Origin of the sequence: Streptomyces sp. NPDC086077 (genome assembly GCF_040686175.1) — a bacterium.
In the GTDB taxonomy this organism is placed as follows: Bacteria; Actinomycetota; Actinomycetes; order Streptomycetales; family Streptomycetaceae; genus Streptomyces.
Genome location: NZ_JBFBJT010000005.1, coordinates 51,129 through 74,627, shown reverse-complemented (window position 1 = coordinate 74,627; position 23,499 = coordinate 51,129). Strand labels below are relative to the sequence as shown.

Annotated in this window: 25 protein-coding genes, 3 pseudogenes and 1 riboswitch; of the genes and pseudogenes, 14 read left to right on the top strand and 14 right to left on the bottom strand. The window is 72.3% G+C overall.

All coding sequences use genetic code 11. The features are described 5' to 3' along the window. Nucleotides 1–44 precede the first annotated feature (44 nt). On the top strand, nt 45–1,274 hold the full coding sequence (locus AB0O67_RS02760; RefSeq protein ID WP_365444962.1) for a SpoIIE family protein phosphatase: 1,230 nt from the start codon (nt 45–47) through the stop codon (nt 1,272–1,274). A gap of 52 nt (nt 1,275–1,326) precedes the next feature. On the opposite strand, the gene AB0O67_RS02755 is transcribed toward AB0O67_RS02760, so the two are convergent. The 3 genes from AB0O67_RS02755 to AB0O67_RS02745 form a co-directional block, all read right to left on the bottom strand. Continuing rightward, entirely contained in the window at nt 1,327–2,142 is an 816-nt protein-coding gene (locus tag AB0O67_RS02755) for an SAM-dependent methyltransferase (RefSeq protein WP_365444959.1), read from the bottom strand. 108 nt (nt 2,143–2,250) lie between these two features. Then, on the bottom strand, nt 2,251–2,463 hold the full coding sequence (locus AB0O67_RS02750) for a DUF397 domain-containing protein (protein ID WP_365445078.1): 213 nt from the start codon (nt 2,461–2,463) through the stop codon (nt 2,251–2,253). Between the two features lie 34 nt (nt 2,464–2,497). Next, nucleotides 2,498–3,373 carry a helix-turn-helix transcriptional regulator gene (locus tag AB0O67_RS02745; protein ID WP_365444956.1) on the bottom strand — a complete coding sequence of 292 codons (876 nt, stop codon included), beginning with the start codon at nt 3,371–3,373 and terminating at the stop codon, nt 2,498–2,500. A 307-nt stretch (nt 3,374–3,680) separates the two neighbouring features. Between AB0O67_RS02745 and AB0O67_RS02740 the strand changes: the two genes are divergently transcribed. The 4 genes from AB0O67_RS02740 to AB0O67_RS02725 all read left to right on the top strand — a co-directional run bounded on the left by AB0O67_RS02740 (nt 3,681) and on the right by AB0O67_RS02725 (nt 6,877). Continuing rightward, nucleotides 3,681–4,442, top strand: coding sequence for an ATP-binding protein (locus AB0O67_RS02740; RefSeq protein WP_365444953.1), 762 nt, complete (start codon nt 3,681–3,683; stop codon nt 4,440–4,442). Continuing rightward, nucleotides 4,420–4,881, top strand: coding sequence for a hypothetical protein (locus tag AB0O67_RS02735; protein WP_365444950.1), 462 nt, complete (start codon nt 4,420–4,422; stop codon nt 4,879–4,881). The genes AB0O67_RS02740 and AB0O67_RS02735 overlap by 23 nt, the downstream gene beginning before the upstream one ends. Nucleotides 4,882–5,024: 143 nt before the next feature. After that, nucleotides 5,025–5,750, top strand: a complete 726-nt coding sequence (locus AB0O67_RS02730) for a lysophospholipid acyltransferase family protein (RefSeq protein ID WP_365444947.1) — start codon at nt 5,025–5,027, stop codon at nt 5,748–5,750. A 74-nt stretch (nt 5,751–5,824) separates the two neighbouring features. Continuing rightward, complete coding sequence (locus tag AB0O67_RS02725; protein WP_365445075.1) at nt 5,825–6,877, top strand: NAD(P)-dependent oxidoreductase; 1,053 nt, start codon at nt 5,825–5,827, stop codon at nt 6,875–6,877. Nucleotides 6,878–6,887: 10 nt separating this feature from the next. On the opposite strand, the gene AB0O67_RS02720 is transcribed toward AB0O67_RS02725, so the two are convergent. The 8 genes from AB0O67_RS02720 to AB0O67_RS02685 all read right to left on the bottom strand — a co-directional run bounded on the left by AB0O67_RS02720 (nt 6,888) and on the right by AB0O67_RS02685 (nt 13,808). Continuing rightward, on the bottom strand, nt 6,888–8,492 hold the full coding sequence (locus tag AB0O67_RS02720) for an alpha/beta hydrolase (protein ID WP_365444944.1): 1,605 nt from the start codon (nt 8,490–8,492) through the stop codon (nt 6,888–6,890). Between the two features lie 127 nt (nt 8,493–8,619). Continuing rightward, nucleotides 8,620–9,384: an urease accessory protein UreD gene (locus AB0O67_RS02715; RefSeq protein WP_365444941.1), complete on the bottom strand. Its 765-nt coding sequence runs from the start codon at nt 9,382–9,384 to the stop codon at nt 8,620–8,622. Beyond that, nucleotides 9,381–10,058, bottom strand: a complete 678-nt coding sequence (gene ureG, locus AB0O67_RS02710; RefSeq protein WP_365444938.1) for an urease accessory protein UreG — start codon at nt 10,056–10,058, stop codon at nt 9,381–9,383. The genes AB0O67_RS02715 and ureG overlap by 4 nt, the downstream gene beginning before the upstream one ends. Before the next feature lie 140 nt (nt 10,059–10,198). Then, nucleotides 10,199–10,873 carry an urease accessory UreF family protein gene (locus AB0O67_RS02705; RefSeq protein ID WP_365444935.1) on the bottom strand — a complete coding sequence of 225 codons (675 nt, stop codon included), beginning with the start codon at nt 10,871–10,873 and terminating at the stop codon, nt 10,199–10,201. Beyond that, on the bottom strand, nt 10,873–12,594 hold the full coding sequence (locus AB0O67_RS02700) for an urease subunit alpha (protein WP_365444932.1): 1,722 nt from the start codon (nt 12,592–12,594) through the stop codon (nt 10,873–10,875). Before AB0O67_RS02700 ends, AB0O67_RS02705 begins: the two co-directional genes overlap by 1 nt. Beyond that, a complete protein-coding gene (locus tag AB0O67_RS02695; protein ID WP_365444929.1) occupies nt 12,587–12,898 on the bottom strand; it encodes an urease subunit beta in 312 nt (103 codons plus the stop codon). The genes AB0O67_RS02700 and AB0O67_RS02695 overlap by 8 nt, the downstream gene beginning before the upstream one ends. A gap of 10 nt (nt 12,899–12,908) precedes the next feature. Then, on the bottom strand, nt 12,909–13,211 hold the full coding sequence (locus tag AB0O67_RS02690; protein ID WP_365444926.1) for an urease subunit gamma: 303 nt from the start codon (nt 13,209–13,211) through the stop codon (nt 12,909–12,911). 111 nt (nt 13,212–13,322) lie between these two features. Next, nucleotides 13,323–13,808 (bottom strand): TetR family transcriptional regulator C-terminal domain-containing protein, encoded by a 486-nt coding sequence (locus AB0O67_RS02685; protein ID WP_365444923.1) that lies wholly within the window; start codon nt 13,806–13,808, stop codon nt 13,323–13,325. Nucleotides 13,809–13,835: 27 nt separating this feature from the next. Here AB0O67_RS02685 and AB0O67_RS02680 point away from each other — a divergent pair. The 3 genes and pseudogenes from AB0O67_RS02680 to AB0O67_RS02670 form a co-directional block, all read left to right on the top strand. Further along, nucleotides 13,836–14,249: pseudogene (locus AB0O67_RS02680) on the top strand (ABC transporter permease); the annotation flags it as partial. A gap of 181 nt (nt 14,250–14,430) precedes the next feature. Next, entirely contained in the window at nt 14,431–14,709 is a 279-nt protein-coding gene (locus AB0O67_RS02675) for a hypothetical protein (protein WP_365445072.1), read from the top strand. Between the two features lie 338 nt (nt 14,710–15,047). Beyond that, nucleotides 15,048–15,250: riboswitch (cyclic di-AMP (ydaO/yuaA leader) on the top strand. A gap of 3 nt (nt 15,251–15,253) precedes the next feature. Continuing rightward, a complete protein-coding gene (locus AB0O67_RS02670; protein WP_365444920.1) occupies nt 15,254–15,727 on the top strand; it encodes a C40 family peptidase in 474 nt (157 codons plus the stop codon). A gap of 55 nt (nt 15,728–15,782) precedes the next feature. On the opposite strand, the pseudogene AB0O67_RS02665 reads toward AB0O67_RS02670, so the two are convergent. Further along, a pseudogene (locus AB0O67_RS02665) lies at nt 15,783–16,252 on the bottom strand (LysE family transporter); the annotation flags it as partial. On the opposite strand from AB0O67_RS02665, the pseudogene AB0O67_RS02660 reads away from it, so the two are divergent. Beyond that, nucleotides 16,151–16,477 (top strand): annotated as a pseudogene (locus tag AB0O67_RS02660) (LysR substrate-binding domain-containing protein); the annotation flags it as partial. The pseudogenes AB0O67_RS02665 and AB0O67_RS02660 overlap by 102 nt on opposite strands. 245 nt (nt 16,478–16,722) lie before the next feature. On the opposite strand, the gene AB0O67_RS02655 reads toward AB0O67_RS02660, so the two are convergent. After that, entirely contained in the window at nt 16,723–17,181 is a 459-nt protein-coding gene (locus AB0O67_RS02655; RefSeq protein ID WP_365444917.1) for an ATP-binding protein, read from the bottom strand. A 211-nt stretch (nt 17,182–17,392) separates the two neighbouring features. Between AB0O67_RS02655 and AB0O67_RS02650 the strand changes: the two genes are divergently transcribed. Then, complete coding sequence (locus tag AB0O67_RS02650) at nt 17,393–18,253, top strand: helix-turn-helix transcriptional regulator (protein WP_365444914.1); 861 nt, start codon at nt 17,393–17,395, stop codon at nt 18,251–18,253. A gap of 9 nt (nt 18,254–18,262) precedes the next feature. Next, the gene (locus tag AB0O67_RS02645) at nt 18,263–18,484 is read left to right on the top strand and encodes a DUF397 domain-containing protein (RefSeq protein ID WP_365444911.1); all 222 of its coding nucleotides are present in this window, start codon (nt 18,263–18,265) and stop codon (nt 18,482–18,484) included. 96 nt (nt 18,485–18,580) lie between these two features. Here AB0O67_RS02645 and AB0O67_RS02640 read toward each other — a convergent pair whose 3' ends face one another. Continuing rightward, complete coding sequence (locus AB0O67_RS02640) at nt 18,581–19,708, bottom strand: 8-amino-7-oxononanoate synthase (protein ID WP_365444908.1); 1,128 nt, start codon at nt 19,706–19,708, stop codon at nt 18,581–18,583. Between the two features lie 153 nt (nt 19,709–19,861). Between AB0O67_RS02640 and bioB the strand changes: the two genes are divergently transcribed. From bioB to bioD, 3 genes are read left to right on the top strand one after another with little or no spacing between them, the layout of a single operon-like run. Continuing rightward, complete coding sequence (bioB, locus tag AB0O67_RS02635) at nt 19,862–21,115, top strand: biotin synthase BioB (protein ID WP_365444905.1); 1,254 nt, start codon at nt 19,862–19,864, stop codon at nt 21,113–21,115. Next, nucleotides 21,108–22,388 (top strand): adenosylmethionine--8-amino-7-oxononanoate transaminase, encoded by a 1,281-nt coding sequence (locus AB0O67_RS02630; protein ID WP_365444902.1) that lies wholly within the window; start codon nt 21,108–21,110, stop codon nt 22,386–22,388. The genes bioB and AB0O67_RS02630 overlap by 8 nt, the downstream gene beginning before the upstream one ends. A 1-nt stretch (nt 22,389) precedes the next feature. Beyond that, nucleotides 22,390–23,118, top strand: coding sequence for a dethiobiotin synthase (gene bioD, locus AB0O67_RS02625; RefSeq protein WP_365444899.1), 729 nt, complete (start codon nt 22,390–22,392; stop codon nt 23,116–23,118). Nucleotides 23,119–23,499: the final 381 nt, after the last annotated feature.

Below are 23,499 nucleotides of genomic sequence, written 5' to 3'. Positions count from 1 at the left end.
CGCGCCGTGGAAAATGGGTGAGACTCCGTGGTGAGGCGGCAGCCATGAAGGACGCGGCAACCGACTACGGGGCGGTCTTCCAGGCACTGCCCGGCATGGTCGCCCTGCTCACGCCCGACCTGGTGTACGCGGACGCCAACGAGGAGTTCCTGCGGATGTCCGGGCGCCGCCGCGAGGACGTCGTCGGCCGCTATCTGTTCGACGTCTTCCCCGACAACCCCGACGACCCCGCCGCGACGGGCATGCGCAACCTGGAGGCCTCGCTGCGCCGGGTGCTGGCCACCGGCGAACGGGACACCATGGCCCTGCAGCGGTACGACGTGGAGAGTCCCGGCCGGTCCGGGCAGTGGGAAGCGCGGTACTGGAGCCCCGTCAACGCGCCGGTCCTGGGCCAGGACGGGACGGTCGTGCTGCTGGTGCACCGGGTCGAGGAGGTCACCGAGCTGATCGAGGCCCGCGGCGGCCCCGGCGGGAGCAGGGCCCGGGTGCTGGAGGCCGAGCTGTACACCCGCGCCCGCGACCTGCAGGAGCTCAACGAGCGGCTGCGCGTTGCACACGACTGGGAGCGTGAGGTGGCACTGGCGCTCCAGAAGGCGATGCTGCCCGCCCGTCGGCAGCTGGGGCACCACGGGGCGGCCGTGCGCTACCGGCCTGCGGTGGGCGCGCTGCACGTGTGCGGGGACTGGTACGACGTGGTCGACCTGGTGGGCGGCAACCGCATCGCGGTCTCGGTCGGCGACGTGGTCGGCCACGGTCTGGCCGCCGCGGGCGTCATGGGCCAGCTGCGCAGCGCGCTGACCGCGGCTTCACGGGTGGCGGCGGGCCCGGCCCAGGCACTCGACGTGCTGGGGCTGTTCGCGCATGTCGTCGACGGCGCCGAGTCGGCCACGGCGGTGACGACGTTCATCGACTGCGACATGCAGACCATCACCTACAGCAGCGCCGGCCACCTGCCGCCGGTGCTGGTGCACCCCGACGGCCGCGTCGAGTTCCTGGACCGGGCCACCGATCCTCCGCTCGACGCCCACCCCGACCCGCGGCCCCGCCCGCAGGCCGGCACCGGCTTCACGCCCGGCTCCACGCTCGCCCTGTACACCGACGGACTGGTGGAACGGCGGTATGAGGACATCGACAAGGGGGTGGCCCGCCTCGCCGAGTCCCTCGCTCGGCACCGGGACGCCGATCCCGAGGGCCTGGCGGACGCCGTCCTGCACGAGCTGCTGCCTCCCGAGGGTGCCACCGACGACACCGTGCTGATCGTCGTGCGGCTCTGACCGTCGGCGGGGCCGGGACGCACGTCGTTCCCGGCCCCGCACGGGGCATGACCTACGGCTTTCGCGCCACCGCCCCGTACATGGCGATGTCCTCGTCCCGGATGCCCTCCTCGCCCTCGCCGTCCGGGCGCCACTTGTGGACCTGGACGATGCCGGGCTCGGCGAGTTCCAGGCCGTCGAAGAACTCGTGGGCCTCGTCGATCGTGCGCAGCCGCATCGGCATGTTGCGGGCGGCGTACTCGCGGGCGACGCGGCCCACCTCGTCCGGCGCGAACTCTGCCGTGCCGATGGACATCGCCAGGTAGCTGCCCGAGGGCAGCGGCTCCAGCAGGCGGCGGACGATGCCGACCGCGTCGTCCTCGTCCAGGATGAAGTGGACGATCGCGATCACGGTGAGGGCCACCGGCTGCGTGAGATCGAGGGTGTCGCGCAGCTCGGCGGCGCCGACGATGCTGCCCGGCTCGCGGAAGTCGGCCTCGATGTACGCGGTCCGCCCCTCGGGGGAGCTGGCCAGCAGTCCCTGGGAGAGGGTGAGGACGATGGGGTCGTTGTCCACGTAGACGACGCGCGACTCGGGCGCCACCGCCTGGGCTATCTCGTGCAGGTTCGGGGAGGTGGGTATGCCGGTGCCGACGTCGAGGAACTGGCGTACGCCCGCCTCCTCGGCGAGCCAGCGCACGGCGCGGTTCATCCAGTCGCGGTTGGCCCGCATGTGGATGGGCAGGGCGGGCCACTCCCGTGACATGGCGTCGCCCGCCTCCTTGTCAGCGGGGTAGTAGTCCTTGCCGCCCAGGATGTAGTCGTAGATCCGCGCGGAGTGCGCGTTCTCGGTGTCGATACGGTCGGCCGGCCATCCGTTGTCAGGCAACGCCGTGTCTCCCATTCGGGTCGGGGGGTGCGGGGAACGCTCAGCTACAGCAACGGGGTGAAGAGCCCGGAGAACAGGTTAAGAGAGCCTGGTCGAACAGCAGGACGATCAGAGAAGGAAGTCGGCCTCACCCGACTTCACACCCGTCAGGAAGGTCGTCACTTCCAGGGGCGTGAAGACCAGCGCGGGTCCCTCGGGGTCGGTCGACTGGCGGACGGCGACCCGCCCGTCGGCGAGCCTCAGCACCTCCACGCAGGCGCCTCCGGCGTCGTCGCTCCACGGCTTGGACCAGCCCTGGGCGCCCAGTTCGGGGGCGGGCATGCCGTTGTGTACGGGGCGTGTGGGGTGGTGCACGTCAGAGCTCCTTGCGTATCGCGCCGAGTTGGACCTCGGTCTTGCCGGCGGGCGCCGCCTGGGCGCCCAGCCGGTCCAGGGCCTCGCGGTACACCACGACGTCGTCGCTCCTGTCCAGGTAGACCGCGCCCACCAGGCCGTTGAGATAGACGATGTCGGGCAGTTCGCGCGCCCGGAACCGGAAGAGGTGGAAGGCGCCCGCCCGCATCGCGGGGTGGGGCCCGTTCGCGAACCGCATGATCTGCAGGGTCACGTGCGGCAGCCGGTTCACCTCGATCAGGTGGTCGATCTGTGCGCGCATCACGTCCGCGCCGCCGACCGGCCAGCGCAGCACGGTCTCGTCCATCACGACCCACAGCCGCGGCGGCGCCTGGCGGCTCAGCAGCTCCTGGCGGCGCATCCGCAGTGCGACCCGGCGTTCGGTCGCCTCGGCCGGGGCGTGCGGATTACCGGCGCCGAGCAGGGCGCGGGCGTAGCTCTCCGTCTGCAGCAGGCCGTGCACGAACTGGTTCTCGTAGGCACGGATCTGCAGCGCCGCCTGTTCCAGGCTCAGATACGCCGCGAACCAGTCCGGCAGCACGTCACGGTAGGTGTGCCACCAGCCGCGCTTGTTGGCCTCACGCACCGACTTCAGGAAGGTGTCGATCTCCTGCTGGTCCGTCACACCGTAGACCTGGAGCAACTTCTCGGCGTCCGGTAGCCGGAGCCGCGCCACCTTGGCGGCCTCCATCCGGCGGATCGTGGAGTGGCTGACACCGATGGCGGCGCCCGCCTGCTCGTAGGTCAGTCCGGCCCGGGTCCGCAGCTCCTCCAGCTGTCTGCCGAGGATCATGCGCAGCACGGAAGGAGCGCCGCCCCAGTCGGTTTCCGCGGTCACGCCCTACCCCCTCACGCCGTCGGCTCCCGGGCCACCGTCTCACGCGGTCACATTCGGAGTGCCATTCGATCATTTCCTGGCGAGAGCAGCATGCACCTGGCCAATTGCAATTTTCAACTTGCGGCTTGCGAGCAGTTGTCGGCGAGTGCCACAGTGGGCTCACTGTCCACGGCTTCGCGAACAGTGCGACGGAACGGTCGAGTTGGGGGAGACCGGGCCACAACTCGCTGTCCCGCGGCGCGTTTTCTGCACCCCGTCCCCACCACGCGCAGCCGGCCGACCCGACAGCTGTACGGCGATGACGCACATGGCAGACGAAAGGCGTACGGCGATGGCTCCGCCCTCCCTCCCCCACCCGCTGGACCACCTGCCCGGGCATGAACTCCCCGACCGCGCGCCCACCGCACGACAGGCCCTCCGCCTGGCCGGCACCGATCCCCTCGGTCCGCCGCACGGCTCGGAGCACACGCTCCGGGCGCCGTCGAAGGCGACGCGCTCCCCGCAGCCACCCGGAGGCGAGTTCACCGGTCGACTCCCCGGGCCGAAAGGCCCCGACCGGCTCGCCTCCGGGGACCAGCCCGCCCACCGGGCCCACACCTTCGTCCTCCCGGCGACCCCGGAGTCGGCCGGTGTGGCCCGAGGGGCCGTGCGCCAGACCCTGACGTCGTGGCACACCCACGCCGACGACGTTGACAACGCTGTCCTCGTCACCTCCGAGCTGGTCACCAACGCGGTGACGCACTCGGGCAGCGAGCGGATCGTGTGCCGGCTGCACCTCACCGGGCGCCGGCTCCGCGTGGAGGTCGAGGACCAGAACCTCGGGTCCACCCTCCCGGCGTCCCGGCAGGCCTGCTCCGACGACCAGAACGGCCGCGGGCTCCTCCTGGTGGAGGCGGTCTGCGACGACTGGGGAGTCCGACCCGCCCCGAACCGCACGGGACGCGTCGTCTGGGCCGACCTGACGACGACCCCTTCCGTTCCCGCCCCGCCCTCTCCCACACCCCCCGCCCGGCCCATCCCCCACTCGGCCGAAGGATCCGTCCCCCATGTTCCGACCGCACAGCCGTGACCCGCACCCGTGCCGTTCCGCGGCGCCCCCCCACCCCACGCCCGACCGGCGCGATCATCTCCGCCTGCCGATCCCGCCACAGCTGCCCACGACCCTCGGCCACGACGCCGTGGGCACGTCACCGGAACACGGCGAGACCATCCTGGAGGCGCTCCCCCGCGTCGGCTGTGTCTTCGCCGACGACCGTCACTGGTGGTGGATCGTCCCGTCCGGATCGCACATCGGGATCACCTGGCCGCCGAGCACCACGTACGCGATCGGTGCCCGGATGGGCGACCCGTCCTGGACGGCCACCCGCCCGAGGCCGGGCGCGAGCCACCCGCGCCTGCTCCACTCCCCCATGGACGGCTCGCCGTACACGCCTCCGATACCGCTGTATTTCCTCACCTGCCGCCTCACCGGCAGCAGCCCGCGCTGGTCGCTCGGCGCAACCGATTGAAGAGCCACCGGTACGGCGCACTCCCACGGCGCCGTACCGGTTTCCCACCCTCCCGCCCGCGCCTACACTGACACCTCACGACGTGCTGGTTGACCTGCGAGAACGCTGCGGGGCGCCGAACCTACGGAGTGAGGAGCCACCCGTTGTTCTACTACCTGCTCAAATACGTCCTTCTCGGGCCGTTGCTCCGACTGGTCTTCCGGCCCCGGATCGAGGGTCTGGAGCATGTGCCGGCATCGGGTCCGGCGATCGTCGCGGGCAACCATCTGTCGTTCTCCGACCACTTCCTGATGCCGGCGATCCTCAAGCGCCGCATCACCTTCCTGGCGAAGGCGGAGTACTTCACCGGCCCCGGCGTCAAGGGCCGGCTGACGGCGGCGTTCTTCCGCAGCGCCGGGCAGATCCCGGTCGACCGCTCCGGTAAGGACGCCGGTCAGGCCGCGATCCGTGAGGGCCTCGGGGTGCTGAGCAAGGACGAACTGCTCGGCATCTACCCGGAGGGCACCCGCTCGCACGACGGCCGCCTCTACAAGGGCAAGGTCGGGGTCGCGGTGATGGCTCTCAGGGCCGGGGTCCCGGTGATCCCCTGCGCGATGATCGGCACTTTCGAGGCCCAGCCGCCGGGCAAGGTCGTCCCTCGTCTCCACCCCGTCGTCATCCGCTTCGGCAAGCCCCTCGACTTCTCCCGCTACGCGGGCATGGAGAACGAGAAGGCCGTCCTGCGCGCCATCACCGACGAGATCATGTACGCCATCCTGATGCTGTCCGAGCAGGAGTACGTCGACCAGTACGCGGCCGTCGTCAAGGCGGAGGCCTCGCAGAAGGCGGAGCAGCGGGAGCGCAGGTTCCGGCGCACGCCGCTGCGCTGACCCCCCTCTGCTCTGAGCCGAACTCCCTGGCCCACCCGGTCGTCGCGGCCTACGGTCGCCTCATGAGACGTGCTGTGGTGATCGGAGCGACAGGCCAGATCGGGCGCCCGGCGGTACGGGCCCTCGCGCGGGACGGCTGGGAGGTGACGGCCGCCTCCCGGGGCGGCGGACGGGACGAGAGCTGGCCCAAGCCGGTGCGGGCGGAACGGCTGGACCGGGACGACGACGCGGCGCTGGCCGCGCTGATCGGCGACGACTGCGACCTCGTCGTCGACGTCGTCGCCTACGGGGCCGAACACGCCCGGCAGCTCACGGGCCTGGCCGGGCGGATCGGATCGGCGGTGGTGATCTCCAGCGTGTCGGTGTACGAGGACGACAAAGGCCGCGGCTTCGACACCCAGGCCGAACCGGACGGCTTCCCCGAGTACCCAGTGCCGATGCCCGAGAGCCAGCGCACGGTGGCGCCCGGCGAGTCCTCGTACAGCACCCGCAAGGCGGCTCTGGAACGGGAACTGCTCGCGGCCGGCGACCGGTTGCCCACCACGCTGCTGCGGGCCGGCGCGGTCCACGGCCCGCACTGCCGCACGCCCCGCGAGCTGTACTTCGTCAAGCGAAACCTGGACGGGCGCGCCCGTCGTGTCCTCGCGTACGGCGGCCGAAGCCGTTTCCACCCGGTGAGTGTGCACACCCTGGCGGAGCTGATCCGGCTCGCCGCGGCCCGCCCCGGCTCGCGGGCCCTCAACGCCTGTGACGACGAGGCGCCGCCGGTCCTGGAGATCGCGACGGCGATCGACGCCGTGATGGGTGTCGAGACGGAGACCGTCCTCCTCGACGGTCCCCCGCCGGCCTCGTCGGTGGGCGACACCCCGTGGTCGGTTCCGGTGCCGGTGGTGTGCGACATGTCGGCGGCACGACGGGAGCTGGGCTACCGACCGGTGGTGCGGTACGCCGAGACGCTTCCGGAGGCGGTCGAGTGGATCGAGCGCCAACTGACCGGGCGGGGCTGGCGCGAGGCGTACCCGAAGATGTTCCAGGCGTACGGCGACCTCTTCGACTACGCCGCCGAGGACGCCTGGTTCCGCGAGGGGCAGCCGACTGGTCCGCCGGCCGCCCCCGGCACCGTATGACCGCCGATGCCTACGGCTTGGGCGTGGCGTGCGGGGCGCACGTCACGTCCTTGGTGTCCAGCTCGCCGGTGAGCAGGTAGGCGTCCACCCGGTCGTTGACGCAGGAGTTGACCAGGCTGGTGACGCCGTGCGAGCCGGCGTCCTTCTCGGTGATGAGACGGGAACCCTTGAAACGCCGGTGCAGTTCGAGGGCGCCCTCGTACGGGGTGGCCGCGTCGCGCTCCGACTGCACGATCAGGACCGGGGGCAGGCCCTTGCCCGTCCGCACGTCCAGCGGGGTGCTCTGCTTGACCGGCCAGGTGGCGCACGGCAGGTTCATCCAGGCGTTGGCCCAGGTCATGAACGGGTGGTCGCGGTGCAGCCGGGTGTTGTCGCGGTCCCACTGGCGCCAGCTCGTGGGCCACTTGGCGTCCGCGCACTCGACGGCGGTGTACACGGCGTTGCCGTTCTCCGCGTCGGCGTTGCCCACGGTGTCGGACAGGTCCGGGGCGGCCGCGTCGACGAGGGCCTGGGTGTCACCGGCGACGTACTTGCTGAAGACGGTGGCGACCGGCACCCACGAGGAGTCGTAGTACGGGGCGCTCTGGAAGAAGGAGATCAGCTCGGCCGGACCGACCACGCCGCCGAGGGGGTTCTTCTTCGCGGTGGCGCGCAACTGGAGCCACTTCTCCTGGACCTCGGCGCGGGTGTCGCCCAGGTGGAAGGTGGCGTCGTTCCTGGCGACCCAGCCCTGCCAGTCCTTCCAGCGCGTCTCGAAGGCGACGTCCTGGTCCAGGTTGGCCTGGTACCAGATCTTCTCCCGCGACGGGTTGACGACGCTGTCCACGACCATGCGGCCGACGTGACGGGGGAAGAGGGTGCCGTAGACCGCGCCGAGGTAGGTGCCGTACGAGACGCCGAGGAAGTTGAGCCGCTTCTCGCCGAGCGCGGCCCGGACGACGTCCAGGTCACGTGCGGTGTTCGGCGTGGTCATGTGCGGCAGCATCGCGCCGCTGCGCTCGTGGCAGCCCTCGGCGTACTCGCGGGCCAGCTTGCGCTGGGCGCGCTTGTCGGCCTCCGAGTCGGGCACCGGGTCCGGCTTCGGCGCCTTGACGAACTCCTGCGGGTCGACGCAGGAGATGGGCGCAGACTTGCCGACGCCGCGCGGGTCGAAGCCCACGAAGTCGTACGCCTTGGCCACCTTCGCCCAGACGGCGTTGTTGGTGGTGACCCGGCGCGGGAAACGCAGGCCGGAGCCGCCCGGGCCGCCCGGGTTGTAGACGAGGGCGCCGAGACGCTCGTCGTCGGTGCCGGTGTTGTCGATGCGGTCGACGGCGAGCTTGATCTGCTTGCCGTAGGGCTTGGCGTAGTCGAGCGGCACGGTGACCCAGCCGCACTGGATCGGCTTCTCCAGTCCCCAGTCGGCGGGGCAGTCCTTCCAGTCCACGCCGGCCTGGGCGGCGCGGGCCGCGGCGACCGTGACGCCCCATGACTCGTGGCCCTGACCGTGGCGGGCCTGTTCGGCGCTGGCGCTGGCGGTGGGCGCGGCCACCGCGCCGGCTATGAGCGTCGCCGCGACGAGCAGTCCGGCGGAACCGATCGCCGCTGTCCGCCTCTTCGGCCTGATGTCCCTCAAGTGGGCCTCCCGTACACCGTTTCGATGGGTACGGGTGATCCTGTCCGCTGTGAGGTCGCTGAGAAAGGGGCCGTCCCCCTTCTTTGCCAATCCGATAACCGGATAGGCAAGTTCGCTGACCGGATTGTTATCCGAACGAGGCCAACACCATCTCCAGCGTCCGCCGCAGGCGCCGCGCGTCCGGCGCGACAGCGGTCACCAGCGCGGCCGGCCCGGCGAGCGGCAGCACCGCGGCGCCCTCCCCCACGACCCGGGGCGCCACCGGACGCTCCTCGAACTCCGGTCGTACTACGAGCAGTTGACCGACGGCACGATGGCTGCCCAGCCCGGCGGGCCCGTCCCAGCCGCCCGGGGCGCCCGGACCGCAGGACAGCTCCTGGTCGAGGACGGTCCACCCGGCGATCCGCACGGACAGACGGCTGGTGAGCCGTCCGGGTTCCTCACCCGTCCGTCCGAGCACCTGCTCCTCACGCAGGACGAGACGGGCACCCGGGCCGAGGTCGGCCCGGGTACGCACGTGCAGGTCGCTGCCGCGCGCGGAGATCAACTGCTCCGGCAGCCAGCACAGCTCGCCGCCGTCGGCCACGGTCAGCCGGACGTCGTAGCGGGCGCCGCCCTTGGCCTGCCCCGGCAGCGCGAGGGTGGCGGCGGCCGACCCGACGTGCAGCCGGGCCCCCTCCTCCACGCCGGCCTCGACCGTGAAGTGGTCGCCACCGAGGGGGCCGCTCATCGCGCCGACCAGCGTCACCCGGGCCTCGCCCGCACTCCCGCGCGTCCGGCGCGGCGCCAGCGGCCCCTCTCCCGCAAGTACCGGCAGTGCCGTACCGCCGCGTCCGTCGGCGCGGGCGACGATCCGGGCGGTGGCGCGTACTCCGGTGGCCGTCGCGCTCATGCCGTCCACGCGGCGAGCCGCCCGCGCACCCACTCGGCCACGTCCCGCACGCCGCTGCCGTCGCGCAGCGACTGGAACACGACGGGCAGTTCGGCGCGCTGGGCCTTGGCGTCGGCGGCCATCCTGGCCAGGTCGGAGCCGACGTACGGGGCGAGGTCGGTCTTGTTGACGACGAGCAGGTCGGCGGTGGTGACGCCGGGGCCGCCCTTGCGCGGGATGTCGTCGCCGCCGGCCACGTCGATGACGAAGACCTGTGCGTCGACAAGGCCCTTGGAGAAGGTGGCGGTGAGATTGTCCCCGCCGGACTCCACCAGGATCAGGTCCAGCGGCCCGACCTCGTCCTCCAGGTCCTCGACCGCTTCGAGGTTGGCGGAGATGTCGTCCCGGATCGCGGTGTGCGGACAGGCCCCCGTCTCCACGGCGGTGATCCGCTCCGGCGGCAGCACGGCCTCCCGCAGCAGGAACTCGGCGTCCTCACGGGTGTAGATGTCGTTAGTGACGACGGCCAGGGACAGGTCGTCCCGCAGCGTCCGGCAGAGCGCGGCGACGGTCGCGGTCTTCCCGGACCCGACGGGCCCTCCGAGCCCGATCCGCAGGGCCCGCCGCCGCCCGTCGGGCCGGCGGGCATCGGCGCTGACGGCGGCGGGGCTGTGGTGGGGGTGGTCGAGATGCATGGCAACGGCTCCTTCGGTGACTGGCGTCGGCCCTTCAGACAGAAGCGGGGGCCCGAGGGGGGCGGCAGCCCCCTGGCGGGGTGGAAGGGGCGGAGCCCCTGGGGGATGGGCAGCGCAGGGGCGGCGGGGGCGAGAGACCCTCACGAGGCGAACAACCGCACCCCCCACCCCGCATGCGCCTCCGCCCCGATCTCCAGCAAAGGCGCCGATCCCGCGGGCAACACGTCGGTCCCCTCCTCGACGACCCCCCGCGCCATCTCCGCCGCCCGCCCCGCCACCCGGTCCACCTCCGGTGCCAGCCGGGCCAGCGCCCCGGTCGCCTCGAACGGATCCAGACTCAGCAGCCGCACCGTCGCACCGGCCGGCCCACTCACACACTCGTACGCAGCGCAGTAGGCCGCGTCGATCGCCCCGAGCCCCGCCGCCCGCGCCACGAGGCCCAGCACCACCGGGTGATGCGCCCCCTTGGGAAACGCCCGCGCGACGGCGTCCAGCTCACCGGACGGCCAGGTGACCCGCGCGGCCCGCAGCAACTGCCGCCCCAGCCGGCGCGCCGCGAGCCGCAGCGCCGGAGACGGCGTCCGCGCGTCCGCCGCCGCGTCCAGCTCCTCCGGATCGACACCGAGCGCCGCCGTCGCCGCGAGGGCCGCCGACACCAGTCCCGTCGTGTGCAACCGGCCCCGGCAGAACTCCTCCAGGCTCGCCGCGCCCGTGACCCGCCCCGCCTTCACCGCTGCCTCGGCCCCGCCGGAGTGCGCGTGCCCTCCGGCGGGGAAGCGGCCGTCGGCCAGGACGAGAAGTGCCGCGCGGGACATCAGAAGAGGAAGTAACGCTGGGCCATGGGCAGTTCGGCCGCCGCAGTCGCCTCGACGAGTTCGCCGTCGATGTGCACGGCGAAGCTGTCGGGGTCGATACGGACCTCGGGCCGCGCGTCGTTCTCCCGCATGTCGGCCTTGGTGACCGCCCGCGTCGAGTCGATGGCCACGAACCGCTTGCCGAGCGCGAGCCGCTCCGGCAGCCCGTCCTCGACGGCGAGGGGCGCCACGAAATTGAACGAGTTCGCGGCCGGAGCCCGCCCGATCGCCCCGAACATCGGCCGGGGCAGGATCGGCTGCGGCGTCGGGATCGACGCGTTGGCGTCACCCATCTGCGCGTAGGCGATCATTCCGCCCTTGATCACGAGGTGCGGCTTGACCCCGAAGAACGCGGGGTCCCAGAGCACGAGGTCGGCGAGCTTGCCGGTCTCGACAGAACCGATCTCCCGTGAGAGGCCCTGCGCGAGCGCCGGGTTGATCGTGTATTTGGCGACATAGCGACGTACTCGGTGGTTGTCCGCGCCGCCGTCCCCGGGCAGCGCGCCCCTGCGCCGCTTCATCACGTGGGCCGTCTGCCAGGTCCGCATGATCACTTCGCCCACCCGGCCCATGGCCTGGGAGTCGGACGAGATGATCGAGATGGCACCCAGGTCGTGCAGTATGTCCTCGGCGCCGATCGTCGAGGGCCGGATGCGCGACTCGGCGAAGGCCAGGTCCTCGGGCACCGCCGGGTTCAGGTGGTGGCACACCATCAGCATGTCGAGGTGTTCCTCGGCGGTGTTGACGGTGTAGGGCCGGGTCGGGTTGGTGGAGCTCGGGAGCACGTACGACTCGGAGACCACGGACATGATGTCCGGCGCGTGCCCGCCGCCCGCGCCCTCGGTGTGGTAGGCGTGGATTCCGCGTCCGCCGATCGCGGCGAGGGTGTCGGCGACGAAGCCGGCCTCGTTGAGGGTGTCGGTGTGGATGGCGACCTGGATGCCTGTGCGGTCGGCCACCGTGAGGGAGGCGTCGATCGCGGCCGGCGTCGCGCCCCAGTCCTCGTGGATCTTCAGGCCGAGCGCGCCGCCCCGGATCTGCGACAGCATCGCGTCGTGCGAGACGGTGTTGCCCTTGCCGAGCAGACCGAAGTTGAGGGGATATTGCTCCATCGACTCCAGCATCCGGGCCAGGTGCCAGGGGCCCGGCGTCACGGTGGTCGCCTTGGAGCCCTCCGCGGGCCCGGTGCCGCCGCCGACGAGGGTGGTGATGCCGGAGGCGAGCGCCTCGTCGGCGATCTGCGGGCAGATCAGATGGACGTGCGCGTCGATGGCGCCCGCCGTCAGGATCCGCCCGTTGCCCGCGACGACCTCGGTCTCCGGTCCGATGACCAGTGCCGGATGCACCCCGTCCATCGTGTCCGGGTTGCCCGCCTTGCCGATCCCGGCGATCCGGCCGTCGCGGACACCGACGTCGGCCTTGACGACCCCCCAGTGGTCGACGATCACGGCGCCCGTGATGACGGTGTCCGGCGCGCCCTCCGCGCGCGTCACACGCGACTGCCCCATGGACTCGCGGATGACCTTGCCACCGCCGAACACCGCCTCGTCACCGGCGAGTCCGGGCCCGCCGCTGCGGTCCTCCTCGATCTCGATCAGCAGATCGGTGTCGGCGAGCCGGATGCGGTCACCGGTCGTCGGGCCGAACAGGTCGGCGTAGGCGGCACGCGAGATCTCAGGCATCGAGGGCACCTCCCGTCTCCCCGCGCAGTCCGGGCACCACGCGGGCACCGGCGAGCGGGACGAGTTCGACGTCGACCGGGATGCCGGGCTCGAAGCGCACGGCGGTACCGGCGGCGACGTTGAGCCGCTTGCCGCGCGCCGCGGCGCGGTCGAACTCCAGGCCGGGGTTGGCCTCGGCGAAGTGGTAGTGGGAGCCGACCTGGACGGGTCGGTCGGCGGCGTTGAGCACGGTGAGCCGGGTGACCTCGCGACCCTGGTTGTACGCAATGGGGCCGTCGGCGAAGTGGATCTCTCCTGGGATCATCGAGGCCGCCTCACACGATCGGGTCGTGGACGGTGACGAGTTTGGTGCCGTCCGGGAAGGTCGCCTCGACCTGCACGTCGTGGATCATCTCGGGGATGCCCTCCATGACGTCGTCACGGTTGAGCAGTTCGCGTCCGGAGGCCATGAGTTCGGCGACCGTGCGGCCGTCACGTGCGCCTTCGAGGATGTGCGAGGTGATGAGGGCGACAGCCTCGGGGTGATTCAGCCTCAGCCCGCGGGCGCGGCGCTTCTCCGCCACGTCGGCCGCCACATGGATCAGCAGCCGCTCCTGCTCGTGCGGGGTAAGTTGCACGTCCCACCTCACCTCCTCGCCCCGGACCGTGCGGGGCCCGGCTGCCGCGGCCACCGGCAAGGTCCCCGATGGCGTGGAGGGGCAGGCTAGTCGGCACGCGTTTCGCGCACGTTAACCAAGCTGTGACCCACGGGTCGCGGCCCCCTCGCCCCGCATGCTCGTCAGCGCCCGCAGTCCGTCACGGAGGACCTCGACGGGCACGGGTCCGAAAAGGGACTGCTGTGCGAGGAAGCCCATCACCGAGGCGATCATCGTGCGGGCCACGTCGTCCGGGGTGACGTCCGCATCCATCATCCCGACGCTCTGGTAGCTCTCCACGATCCGCGCCCAGGCCCCGCGCACCGAGCCGTAGCCCTCGCGCAGCACGGCCGCCAGTTCCTCGTTGCGCAGCGTCTCCGCCCACACCTGGATGACGAGTCGCGGAAAGGCGGGCCGCCCGTCGACCGTCAGGTTCTCCCGGGCGGCGAGCGTCCGGCCGAGGACCGCCGCGACGAGCTCGTCCGGCGGCGCGGGCGGGCTCTGCCGGGCGGCCTCCGCGAAGGCCTGGTGGACCGACCCGAGCACCTCGCCGACGATCGCGGCGATCAGTTCCTCCATGCCGCTGAAGTCGCGGTAGACGGCACCCTGGGGGTCCTCACCGGCGACTGGTGGGCCGAGGCCGCCGCCCTCGGGCTGTCGACGCTGCCGGTGAGCAGCGCGGTCGCCGGGCTCGCCGCGCTCCTGGGCCATGCCGGGATCGGCATCTCCGCGGGCACGCTGATGCTGGTCGGCAACCCGTTCTCCGGGGCGGGGTCGGCGCCGCAGATGCTGCCCGAGCCGGCCGGGGCGATCGGCCAGTGGCTGCCGCCGGGCGCGGGGACGACGCTGCTGCGCTCGGTGTCGTACTTCGACGGCGCGGCGGCGCTCGGCCCGGCGCTGACCCTGATCTGGTGGGCCGCGATCGGGCTCGGCGCGGTGCTGCTGGGCAGCGCTCTGAAGTCCCGCACCGGGGTGGCGAAGCGGTCCGTGGCCGAGCGGGAGCCCGCACCGGCGGGCTGACCCGAGCCGGCCGTGCGCCCCGCTGTGGCGGACGGGGCGCACGGCCTCTTCACGCTGCCCGGCCCGCGGGTGATGGCCGGTCAGCGGGTGCTGTGCGAGCCCGTCGAGGGTCAGTCCGGTGTTCTGGGCATCCGGGGCGTCAAGTCGGCGGGGCTGCGCACCCGGCTCGGCGAGATGCCGCCTGATCCACCGGGTCGTCCCGCACCGCAAGGACGTGCGGGGCCTCTTCGAGCATCTCGACCCGGCGTGCGACGGCGACACGTATCGTGGACTGCGCGCCGCTCAGGCGCTGGTGCGCAGGGCCGTCGAACCGCGCGACGCACTCGCGCCGATGCACCGGCGGGGCGAGAGCGAACTCCCCGCACGCATCCTCGCGCGGGCGCTGCGCGTGCTGGACGGTGAACGCCGCGCGGCGCGTGTCCCCGTTGCACCGCGCTCCGACAGTTGCGGCAAGGGCTGATCCACCCGCCGTCGCCCCGGACCGCCGGGAGTCATGACGGAACGTGCGGGCGGGAGTTGAAACGGACCAAAAGGACTACCGCCGTCCGGATGACCTTCACCTCCTGTCTCGGGGCCCTTGCGGTTGCGCAACGAGGGCTGCTTCGGGGCGGAATGAGTCCTTCCATCGCTGGTCCGGGGTCGCGTGGCGCCCTTGACACCCGTTCGCACAGGAGGCTGTCCACCCGAACGGGTGAGTGGTGAGTAACGCCACAAATCCCCGGTTGCGTTGGGATTTTCGGACTTCCGTGAGTCAAGATCCCTGACTGACGACAAGCCCCCGCCGCCGCGGCGGGGCGGTCCGGGCGGACGCCGAGTCCTGCCGCCGCCCGGATGACCGGTCGACAGGAGTGGATCGGCAGGAGTGGAGGACCCGAGCACGACGGGTCGCCGGAGCGCAATCTCCGAGCGTCCCTTGGGGTGAAGCCGTGGCAACGCGGCCGGGCGACTTCGCCAGCCCGAATCCGACAGGTCATCCTTCACAGGCGGCTGACGAAGGGTTGCGCATGACCGCGCTCAATCGTGTCCCGTCGCTGATGGCCCGCGCTGGTACGGCCTCGGCCCTCACCCTCGCCGCGGTGGGCGGCTCCGTCGTTGCTCCGGGCTTCGCCTCGGAGGCGGCGGCCGCCACGCCGGCGACGAAGGCACTCCAGATCGCCGCCTCGAAGAAGGGCTCCCCGTACAGGTGGGGCGCCACCGGGCCGCGCAGGTTCGACTGCTCCGGGCTGACGTTGTACTCGTTCAAGAAGGCGGGCAAGAAGCTGCCCCGCACGGCCGCCCAGCAGTACAACAAGACCCGCCACGTCGGCGCCAAGAGCCGCAAGGCCGGTGACCTCGTGTTCTTCCACTCGGGGTCGAACGTGTACCACGTGGGGATCTACGCCGGGAAGGGGAAGATCTGGCACGCCCCGAAGACCGGGGACGTGGTGAGGCTCCAGAAGATCTGGACCAAGAGCGTCTGGTACGGCCGGGTGAAGTGACCCCCGGGTGGCGGTGGCGGCGCCCGGAGGGGACGCCGCCACCCCGCCCGTGACACAGCCAGTGGTCGAGACGGTCCAGCAGCAGGGCCACCGCCGGGAACCACACCAGGCCAGGGCCACGATGATCAGCGCCGGCAGCAGAGTGCGCGGCAGTGCCGGGGCGCCTGCCGGGAGAAACTGCGGCAGCAGGCCGAGGAAGGCCTTCGGCGCCTTGGGGTTCAGGGCGTTGGTGACGAACCCCTGGCGCAGCGGGTGCACGGCGGCCGGGGTCGGCTCCCCGCCAGCGGCGCTACGGGGCCGCCGTACGGCCCACGGTGCCCGGAGCCCGAGAAGGAGCACGGGGGCGCGGCCGGCCAGCTGGAGGGCCCGCAACAGCGCGGGCACGGCGAGGACGGCCGCGACGCCGGCCACGGCCGGCGCGGTGTGCCGCAGCAGCCCGCCCGCGATCCCCGGCGCGCACGCCACGCCGGCCCGGCGGGAGATCAACGCGTTGCGTACGACGACGGCGAGGTCCGCGCCCGGCATGGCGACCACGTCCTCGGCGGCGGAGGCTCGCGGCTGCCGCCGGCGGCGCCGGCCGGGCAGCCGCTGATCAGGATGGCGCCGGACCACCCGGCCCGGCAGGAGGTGGAGGCGGCGCTGGCACGCGCCGGGGCGGCACCCTCCGTACTGGTCGCCACACCCGGGTACGCCGTAGTGGGCGCGCTCGTGGGCGCGGGGCTCGGGGTGGCGGTCGTACCGGAGATGGTGGCGCACACGGCGGTCACGCCGCTGGGGATGCGCCCGCTGTCGGGGGGCGAGCCCGCGCCGCATGATCTCGGTCGCCCACCGCACCGTCGGGACGACCCCGACGGCGGACGTCTTCCGCGCCCTTCTCCGCGGCGCCTTCGCCCGGGCCCAGCAGCCCCGCCCGACCTGGCGCCACCCCACGACGGACCCGGCGACACCGGGTCACCGCCCCGCCCGCTCCGGCACGGCGGCTCGCCCCCGGTGGGCTACGGCTCCTGTCGGCCCGCCAGACGGGCCGGGCGCACCGGTACCGTCCAGGGCAGCTCGATGGAGACCGTCTTGCCGCCCTCGCGGGTCGGGCGGACTCTGAGGCGGCCGCCGCACTCGGCGGTGAGCCAGCGGATGATGACCATGCCGCGGCCGTTGTCCTGCTGAACGGCGGCCGGGAGCCGCTTGGGAAAGCGCGGGTGACTGTCGGTCACCCCGATGCGGAGTTGCTCGTCGCGGTCGAGCTGCATCGCGACCGTGAAGGTGGGTGACTGACCGAGGGTGTGCTGGACGGCGTTGGTGGCGAGTTCGGAGATGATGAGCCTGATCGTGTCGGCCACCTCGGTCTCCGGTGGCAGGCCCCAATCCGCCAGGGTGCTGACCACGTAGGTACGGGCGGTGGAGACCGAGGCGGGATCGCTCGGCAGAGTGACGGATGCTTCCAGATGGTCTGCCATGGCGACGTCGTCCCTTTCCCACGGGACCGCAGTCCGGCACGGAGCGGATGGTTCGAGTACGGTCCCGACTGGTGCTTCTTCGCCAGACTGCCACTCAAAGCCCGGTAGCGGTGGCGATCCACCAAGATATGCATATATCTGTCGCTCGAAGCGGTGAACTCTGCGACGGCAGAGCGTATTTGGGCGACTCGGAAGGAGTAAGGAGTAGCCCATGCAGCACGGTCCCGCGGTGCGCCGCCGGAAACTGGGCGCCGAATTGCGCACGCTGCGAGGCCGCGCGGGCCTCACAAGCGGTGAGGCGGCCCGGCTGGTGGGATGGCACCAGTCGAAAGTGAGCCGGATCGAGACCGGCGCCAGCGGCGTGAAACCGGCCGATGTGCGGTTACTCCTGGATGCCTACGGGGTTGACGACGCCCAACTCGGGGATCTTCTACTGGCGTTGGCGGGCTCCGGCGACGGCCACGGCCGTGACCACTGGTGGCACGCCTACAAGGGGGTGTTGCCGCCCACCTATCGGGACTTCATCAGTCTGGAGTCGCAGGCCGGCGCCATGCGCACACTGGAGACCTCCGTCGTCCCGGGTCTGCTCCAGACCGCCGAGTACGCCCGCGCCGTGACCCGCGCCGCGGTCGAGGGCCTGGACGAGAGCCGCCTGGACGCCCTGGTGGAGGTACGTCTGGCCAGGCAGGACGTGCTGCGTTCGCACCCCCCGCTGGTGCTGAGCGCGGTGCTCGACGAGGCGGTGCTGCGCCGGGAGGTCGGTGGCCCGGAGGTGATGGCGCGCCAGCTGGAGCGGCTGATGGAGGCCGCCCGCCTGCCCCAGGTGCGGCTCCAGGTGCTGCCCTTCGCCGCGGGGGCGCACATCGGCATCACCGGCCCTTTCGTTATCTTCTCATTTTCGAGCACTTCTGATCTGGATGTTGTGGTTCTAGACCACTTGACGAGTAGCCTCTACCTCGAAAGGAAAGAAGACGTAGAGGCCTACACCGAGGCCTTCAACGCCCTTCAGTTCCACGCCCTTTCGCCCGAGGAATCGTTGGACTACATCGCCGGGATAGGTGACGGCGCGTAAGGAGGCACCATGACCGCACTGCCTCGGAACGTACCTTCCAGCACGCAACTGCTCGGTGTGCACTGGCTGCGCAGCAGCTACAGCACCGGCGCCAACAACTGCGTCGAGACAGCCCGGCCGGCCCTGGGCCCGTGGGCCGGTCTGCTCGCCGTACGCGACTCCAAGGACCCGGTCGGACCCGCGCTGCTCTTCTCCCCCGAGAGCTGGGCGGGGTTCACGGCTCATCTCTGACAGGTCCTGCCGGCTTTCGCATTCGCCCACCCTGATCGGGCCGGATCACTTCTGATCAGTTCCGAACAGCGCGAGGCACGGCCGTGGTCCGCCGACTCATGGTCGCGTGTCGCCGATGACTCGTACAGCGCGTTCGATCTGGTCCCCGGAGAGGTCCGCGCGGGCCGTCAGCCGGAGCCGGGAGATGCCGTCGGGCACGGAGGGAGGTCGGAAGCAGCCCACGGCGAGCCCCTCGGCCCGGCAGTCGGCCGCCCAGCGCACGGCGCTCTCCGGGGACGGCGCGCGCACGGAGACGACCGCGGCGTCCGGCCGTACCGCCGCCAGGCCCAGGGCCGTCAGCCGGGTGTGCAGTTCGCCCGCCACCGCGCGAGCCCGCGCCGCCCGTTCCGGCTCACCGCGTAGCAGCCGCAGCGCCGCCAGCGCCGCACCCGCGGCGGCGGGAGCCAGACCGGTGTCGAAGATGAACGTCCGGGCCGCGTTCACCAGATGGTCGATCACCCGGGCCGGGCCGAGCACCGCGCCCCCCTGGCTGCCCAGCGACTTCGACAGCGTGACCGTGACGACCACGTCGTCCGCGCCCGCCAGCCCCGCCGCGTAGGGCGCCCCCCGGCCGCCGTCGCCGAGCACCCCGAGGCCGTGCGCGTCGTCCACGACCAGCCCCGCGCCACTGTCCCGGCACACCTGCGCCAGAGCGGTGAGGGGGGCCTGGTCCCCGTCCACCGAGAAGACCGTGTCGGACACGGCGACCGCCGGTCCGTCATGCGTGTGCAGCGCCTTGCGCACCGCCTCCGGGTCGGCGTGCGCGACGACCTGCGTGGCGCCCCGGGCCAGTCGGCAGCCGTCGATGAGCGAGGCGTGGTTGCCCGCGTCGGAGACGATCAGCGAGCCGTGCGGCGCCAGCGCGGTGACCGCGGCGAGGTTGGCGGCGTAACCGGAGGAGAAGACGAGCGCCGCCTCGAAGCCGCAGAAGCCGGCCAGCTCGCGTTCGAGTTCCGTGTGCAGTGCGGTGGTGCCGGTGACCAGGCGGGAGCCGGTCGCCCCGCCGCCCCACGTCCGCGCCGCCCGCGCGGCGCCCTCGACGACCTCGGGATGGCGGGCCAGACCCAGGTAGTCGTTGCTCGCCAGGTCCAGCAGCGGAGAGTCGGCGGGGCGGGGACGCAGGGTCCGTACGAGTCCGGCGCCCCGGCGCAACTCCGCCTGCTCGTCGATCCAGCCGAACGCCATGGGGTCCGTCCTCCGGTGTTTTTGTAGGCAGTGAACAGACACTAGCGGGACCCACCGGGGCTCAGGGTGTGGCAATACCCACACGTCGAACACGCGGGGTTGTGCGAAGTCTCCTCTTGGCCGGAAGCGGTGCGTTAGGACAGGATCACTTTCATGGACCTGCTGAACACGCTGGTGGACAAGGGGCTTCGGCGCGAGACGCCGACCCGCGAGGAAGCACTGGCCGTCCTCGCCACTTCCGACGACGACCTGCTCGATGTGGTGGCCGCGGCCGGCAAGGTGCGCCGCCACTGGTTCGGCCGAAGGGTGAAGCTCAACTACCTGGTCAACCTCAAGTCGGGCCTGTGCCCGGAGGACTGCTCGTACTGCTCCCAACGGCTCGGCTCCAAGGCCGGGATCCTCAAGTACACCTGGCTGAAGCCCGGCGAGGCCTCCGAGGCCGCCGCCGCGGGACTCGCGGGCGGTGCCAAGCGGGTCTGTCTCGTGGCCAGCGGGCGCGGGCCGACCGACCGGGACGTCGACCGGGTCTCCGAGACGATCAGGACGATCAAGGAGCAGAACGAGGGCGTCGAGGTGTGCGCCTGCCTCGGTCTGCTCTCCGACGGCCAGGCGGAGCGGCTGCGCGAGGCCGGCGCCGACGCCTACAACCACAACCTCAACACGTCCGAGGGCACGTACGCGGACATCACGACCACGCACACCTACGCCGACCGTGTCGAGACCGTGCAGAAGGCGCACGCGGCCGGCTTGTCGGCCTGCTCCGGTCTGATCGCGGGCATGGGCGAGTCGGACGAGGACCTGGTCGACGTCGTCTTCTCGCTGCGCGAGCTGGACCCGGACTCGGTGCCGGTCAACTTCCTGATCCCGTTCGAGGGCACGCCGCTCGCCAAGGAGTGGCACCTCACCCCGCAGCGCTGTCTGCGGATCCTCGCGATGGTGCGGTTCGTGTGCCCGGACGTCGAGGTGCGCATCGCGGGTGGCCGCGAGGTCCATCTGCGCACGATGCAGCCTCTCGCCCTGCACCTGGCCAACTCCGTCTTCCTGGGCGACTACCTCACCAGCGAGGGCCAGGCGGGCAAGGCTGACCTGGAGATGATCGCCGACGCCGGGTTCGAGGTGGAGGGCGCCGATCAGGTGACGCTGCCGGAGCACCGGGTGGGCAGGGGCTGCGGCTCGCACGAGGGAGCGGCGGGCGGCGGCTGCGGCTCGCCCAGCAGTGCGGAAGGCGCCGGCCGCGAGTCGCACGCGGACGCCGGGTGCGGGTCCCGCGAGGGCGGGGGCTGCGGGTCCCACGAGGGCGCGGGGGTCTGCGGTTCCGCGCCTGTCCCTCAGGCCACCGAGGCGCGTACGGACCTGGTCGCCGTACGTCGCCGGGGTGCCGGAACGGACCTCGCGCCCAATGCCTGACCTGCCCCTTCCGGAGCTGCTGGACCTCGACCGGCGGCACGTCTGGCATCCGTACGGCCCCATGCCCGGCCGGCAGGAACCGCTCGTCGTGGAGTCGGCGAGCGGAATCCGGCTGCGGCTCGCGGACGGCTCGGGCGAGCTGATCGACGGGATGTCGTCCTGGTGGTCGGCGATCCACGGCTACAACCACCCGGTGCTGAACGAGGCCGCGCGCGAGCAGTTGTCGCGGATGAGCCACGTGATGTTCGGCGGGCTCACGCACGAGCCCGCCGTACGGCTGGCGAAGCTCCTTGTCGACATGTCTCCTGACGGTCTGGAGCACGTGTTCCTCGCCGACTCCGGGTCGGTGTCGGTCGAGGTCGCGGTCAAGATGTGCCTGCAGTACTGGCGTTCGCTCGGCCGGCCGGAGAAGCGCCGCCTGTTCACCTGGCGGGGCGGCTACCACGGCGACACCTGGCAGCCCATGTCGGTGTGCGACCCCGACGGGGGCATGCACGAGCTGTGGACCGGGGTGCTGCCACGTCAGGTCTTCGCCGACGCGCCTCCGGCCACGTACGAGGAGTCGTACGCGGAGCAGCTGCGCACGGCGATCGAGCGGCACGCCGGTGAACTGGCCGCCGTCGTCGTCGAACCGGTGGTGCAAGGCGCGGGCGGGATGCGGTTCCACTCCCCCGCGTATCTGCGGGTGCTGCGCGAGGCGTGCGACGCGCACGACGTGCTGCTGGTGTTCGACGAGATCGCGACCGGCTTCGGCCGGACGGGCGCGCTGTTCGCGGCGGAACACGCGGACGTGACGCCGGATGTGATGTGCGTGGGCAAGGCGCTGACCGGCGGTTACCTGACCATGGCGGCAACACTGTGCACGTCGGGGGTCGCCGACGGCATCTCGCGGGGAGAGGTGCCGGTGCTGGCGCACGGGCCGACGTTCATGGGCAATCCGCTGACGGCTGCCGTGGCCTGTGCCTCGATCGAGCTGCTCCTCGGGCAGGACTGGCGCACCGAGGTCAAGCGGATCGAGGCGGGACTGCGGGCGGGGCTGGCACCGGCCGCGGACCTTCCGGGCGTAAGGGAGGTGCGGGTCCTGGGCGCCATCGGCGTCGTCCAGCTGGACCACGAGGTGGACATGACGGCGGCGACGCGGGCCGCCGTGCGCGAAGGCGTGTGGCTGCGGCCGTTCCGCGACCTCGTCTACACCATGCCGCCGTACGTCACGGGCGACGCGGACCTGGCACGGATCGGGCGCGCGGTGTGCGCGGCCGCGCGGGAGGGATGACATGCCGATCCTGGTGATCACGGGGACGGGCACGGAGGTCGGCAAGACGGTCACGACGGCCGCGATCGCCGGGGCGGCGACGGCCGCGGGGCGCTCGGTCGCCGTTCTGAAGGCCGCCCAGACGGGCGTACGGCCCGATGAGCCCGGGGACGCGGAGGAGGTGACGCGGCTGGCGGGCCCGGTCACGGCGACCGAAATTGCCCGCTACCCGGAGCCGTTGGCGCCGGGTACCGCGGCGCGGCGCGCCGGGCTGGCGCCGGTGCATCCGCACGAGATCGCCGAGGCCGCCGCCAAGCTGGCCACCGAGCACGATCTGGTGCTGCTGGAGGGCGCTGGCGGGCTGCTGGTGCGGTTCGACCCGGCGGGCGGGACGCTGGCGGACGCGGCCGGGCTCCTGGCGGCGCCGGTGCTGGTGGTGGTCGCGGCAGGGCTGGGCACGCTCAACACCACCGAGCTGACGGCGCGTGAGGTGCGCGCCCGGGGGCTCGACCTGGCGGGCGTGGTGATCGGCAGCTGGCCCACCGAGCCGGATCTGGCCTCGCGCTGCAATCTGGCGGATCTGCCGGAGGTGGCGGACGCGCCGCTGCTGGGCGCCCTGCCGGCCGGCGCAGGGGCGGTGGCACCGGAGGCCTTCCGGGCGGCGGCACGGGGATGGCTGGCGCCGCGGCTCGACGGCACGTGGGACGCGGAGGCGTTCCGGATCCGGGAGCGGCCGCGGGCGTTCGGCTGAACGCCCGCAGTGCGTCGAACGACAGGGCTTCGCCGGGGCCGTCGGTGGTTCACCGGGGCCGTCGGCGGTGGGCGGATCCGCCATCGGTCCGGACGGTCGGTGCAGGCGTGGCTCGATCGTCCGGCAACCGCTCGGACTGGCGGGGCGGCAGCCCGTCATCGGTGCGCGGCTCCAACCCTCGGCCCGCCGACAGGCGCGGCTCCGCCGGCGGGCAACCGCTCGGCCCACGGGGTGGCCGGCGGGGCCGTCGGCGGTGGGCGGATCCGCCATCGGTCCGGACGGTCGGTGCGCCTCGGCCGGCGAGCCGTCGCTCGGCCGGCGGGGCGTTCACCGGGGCGGCAGCCCGTCAGCGGAGCGCGGGTCCGGCCTCGGTGCGCCGGG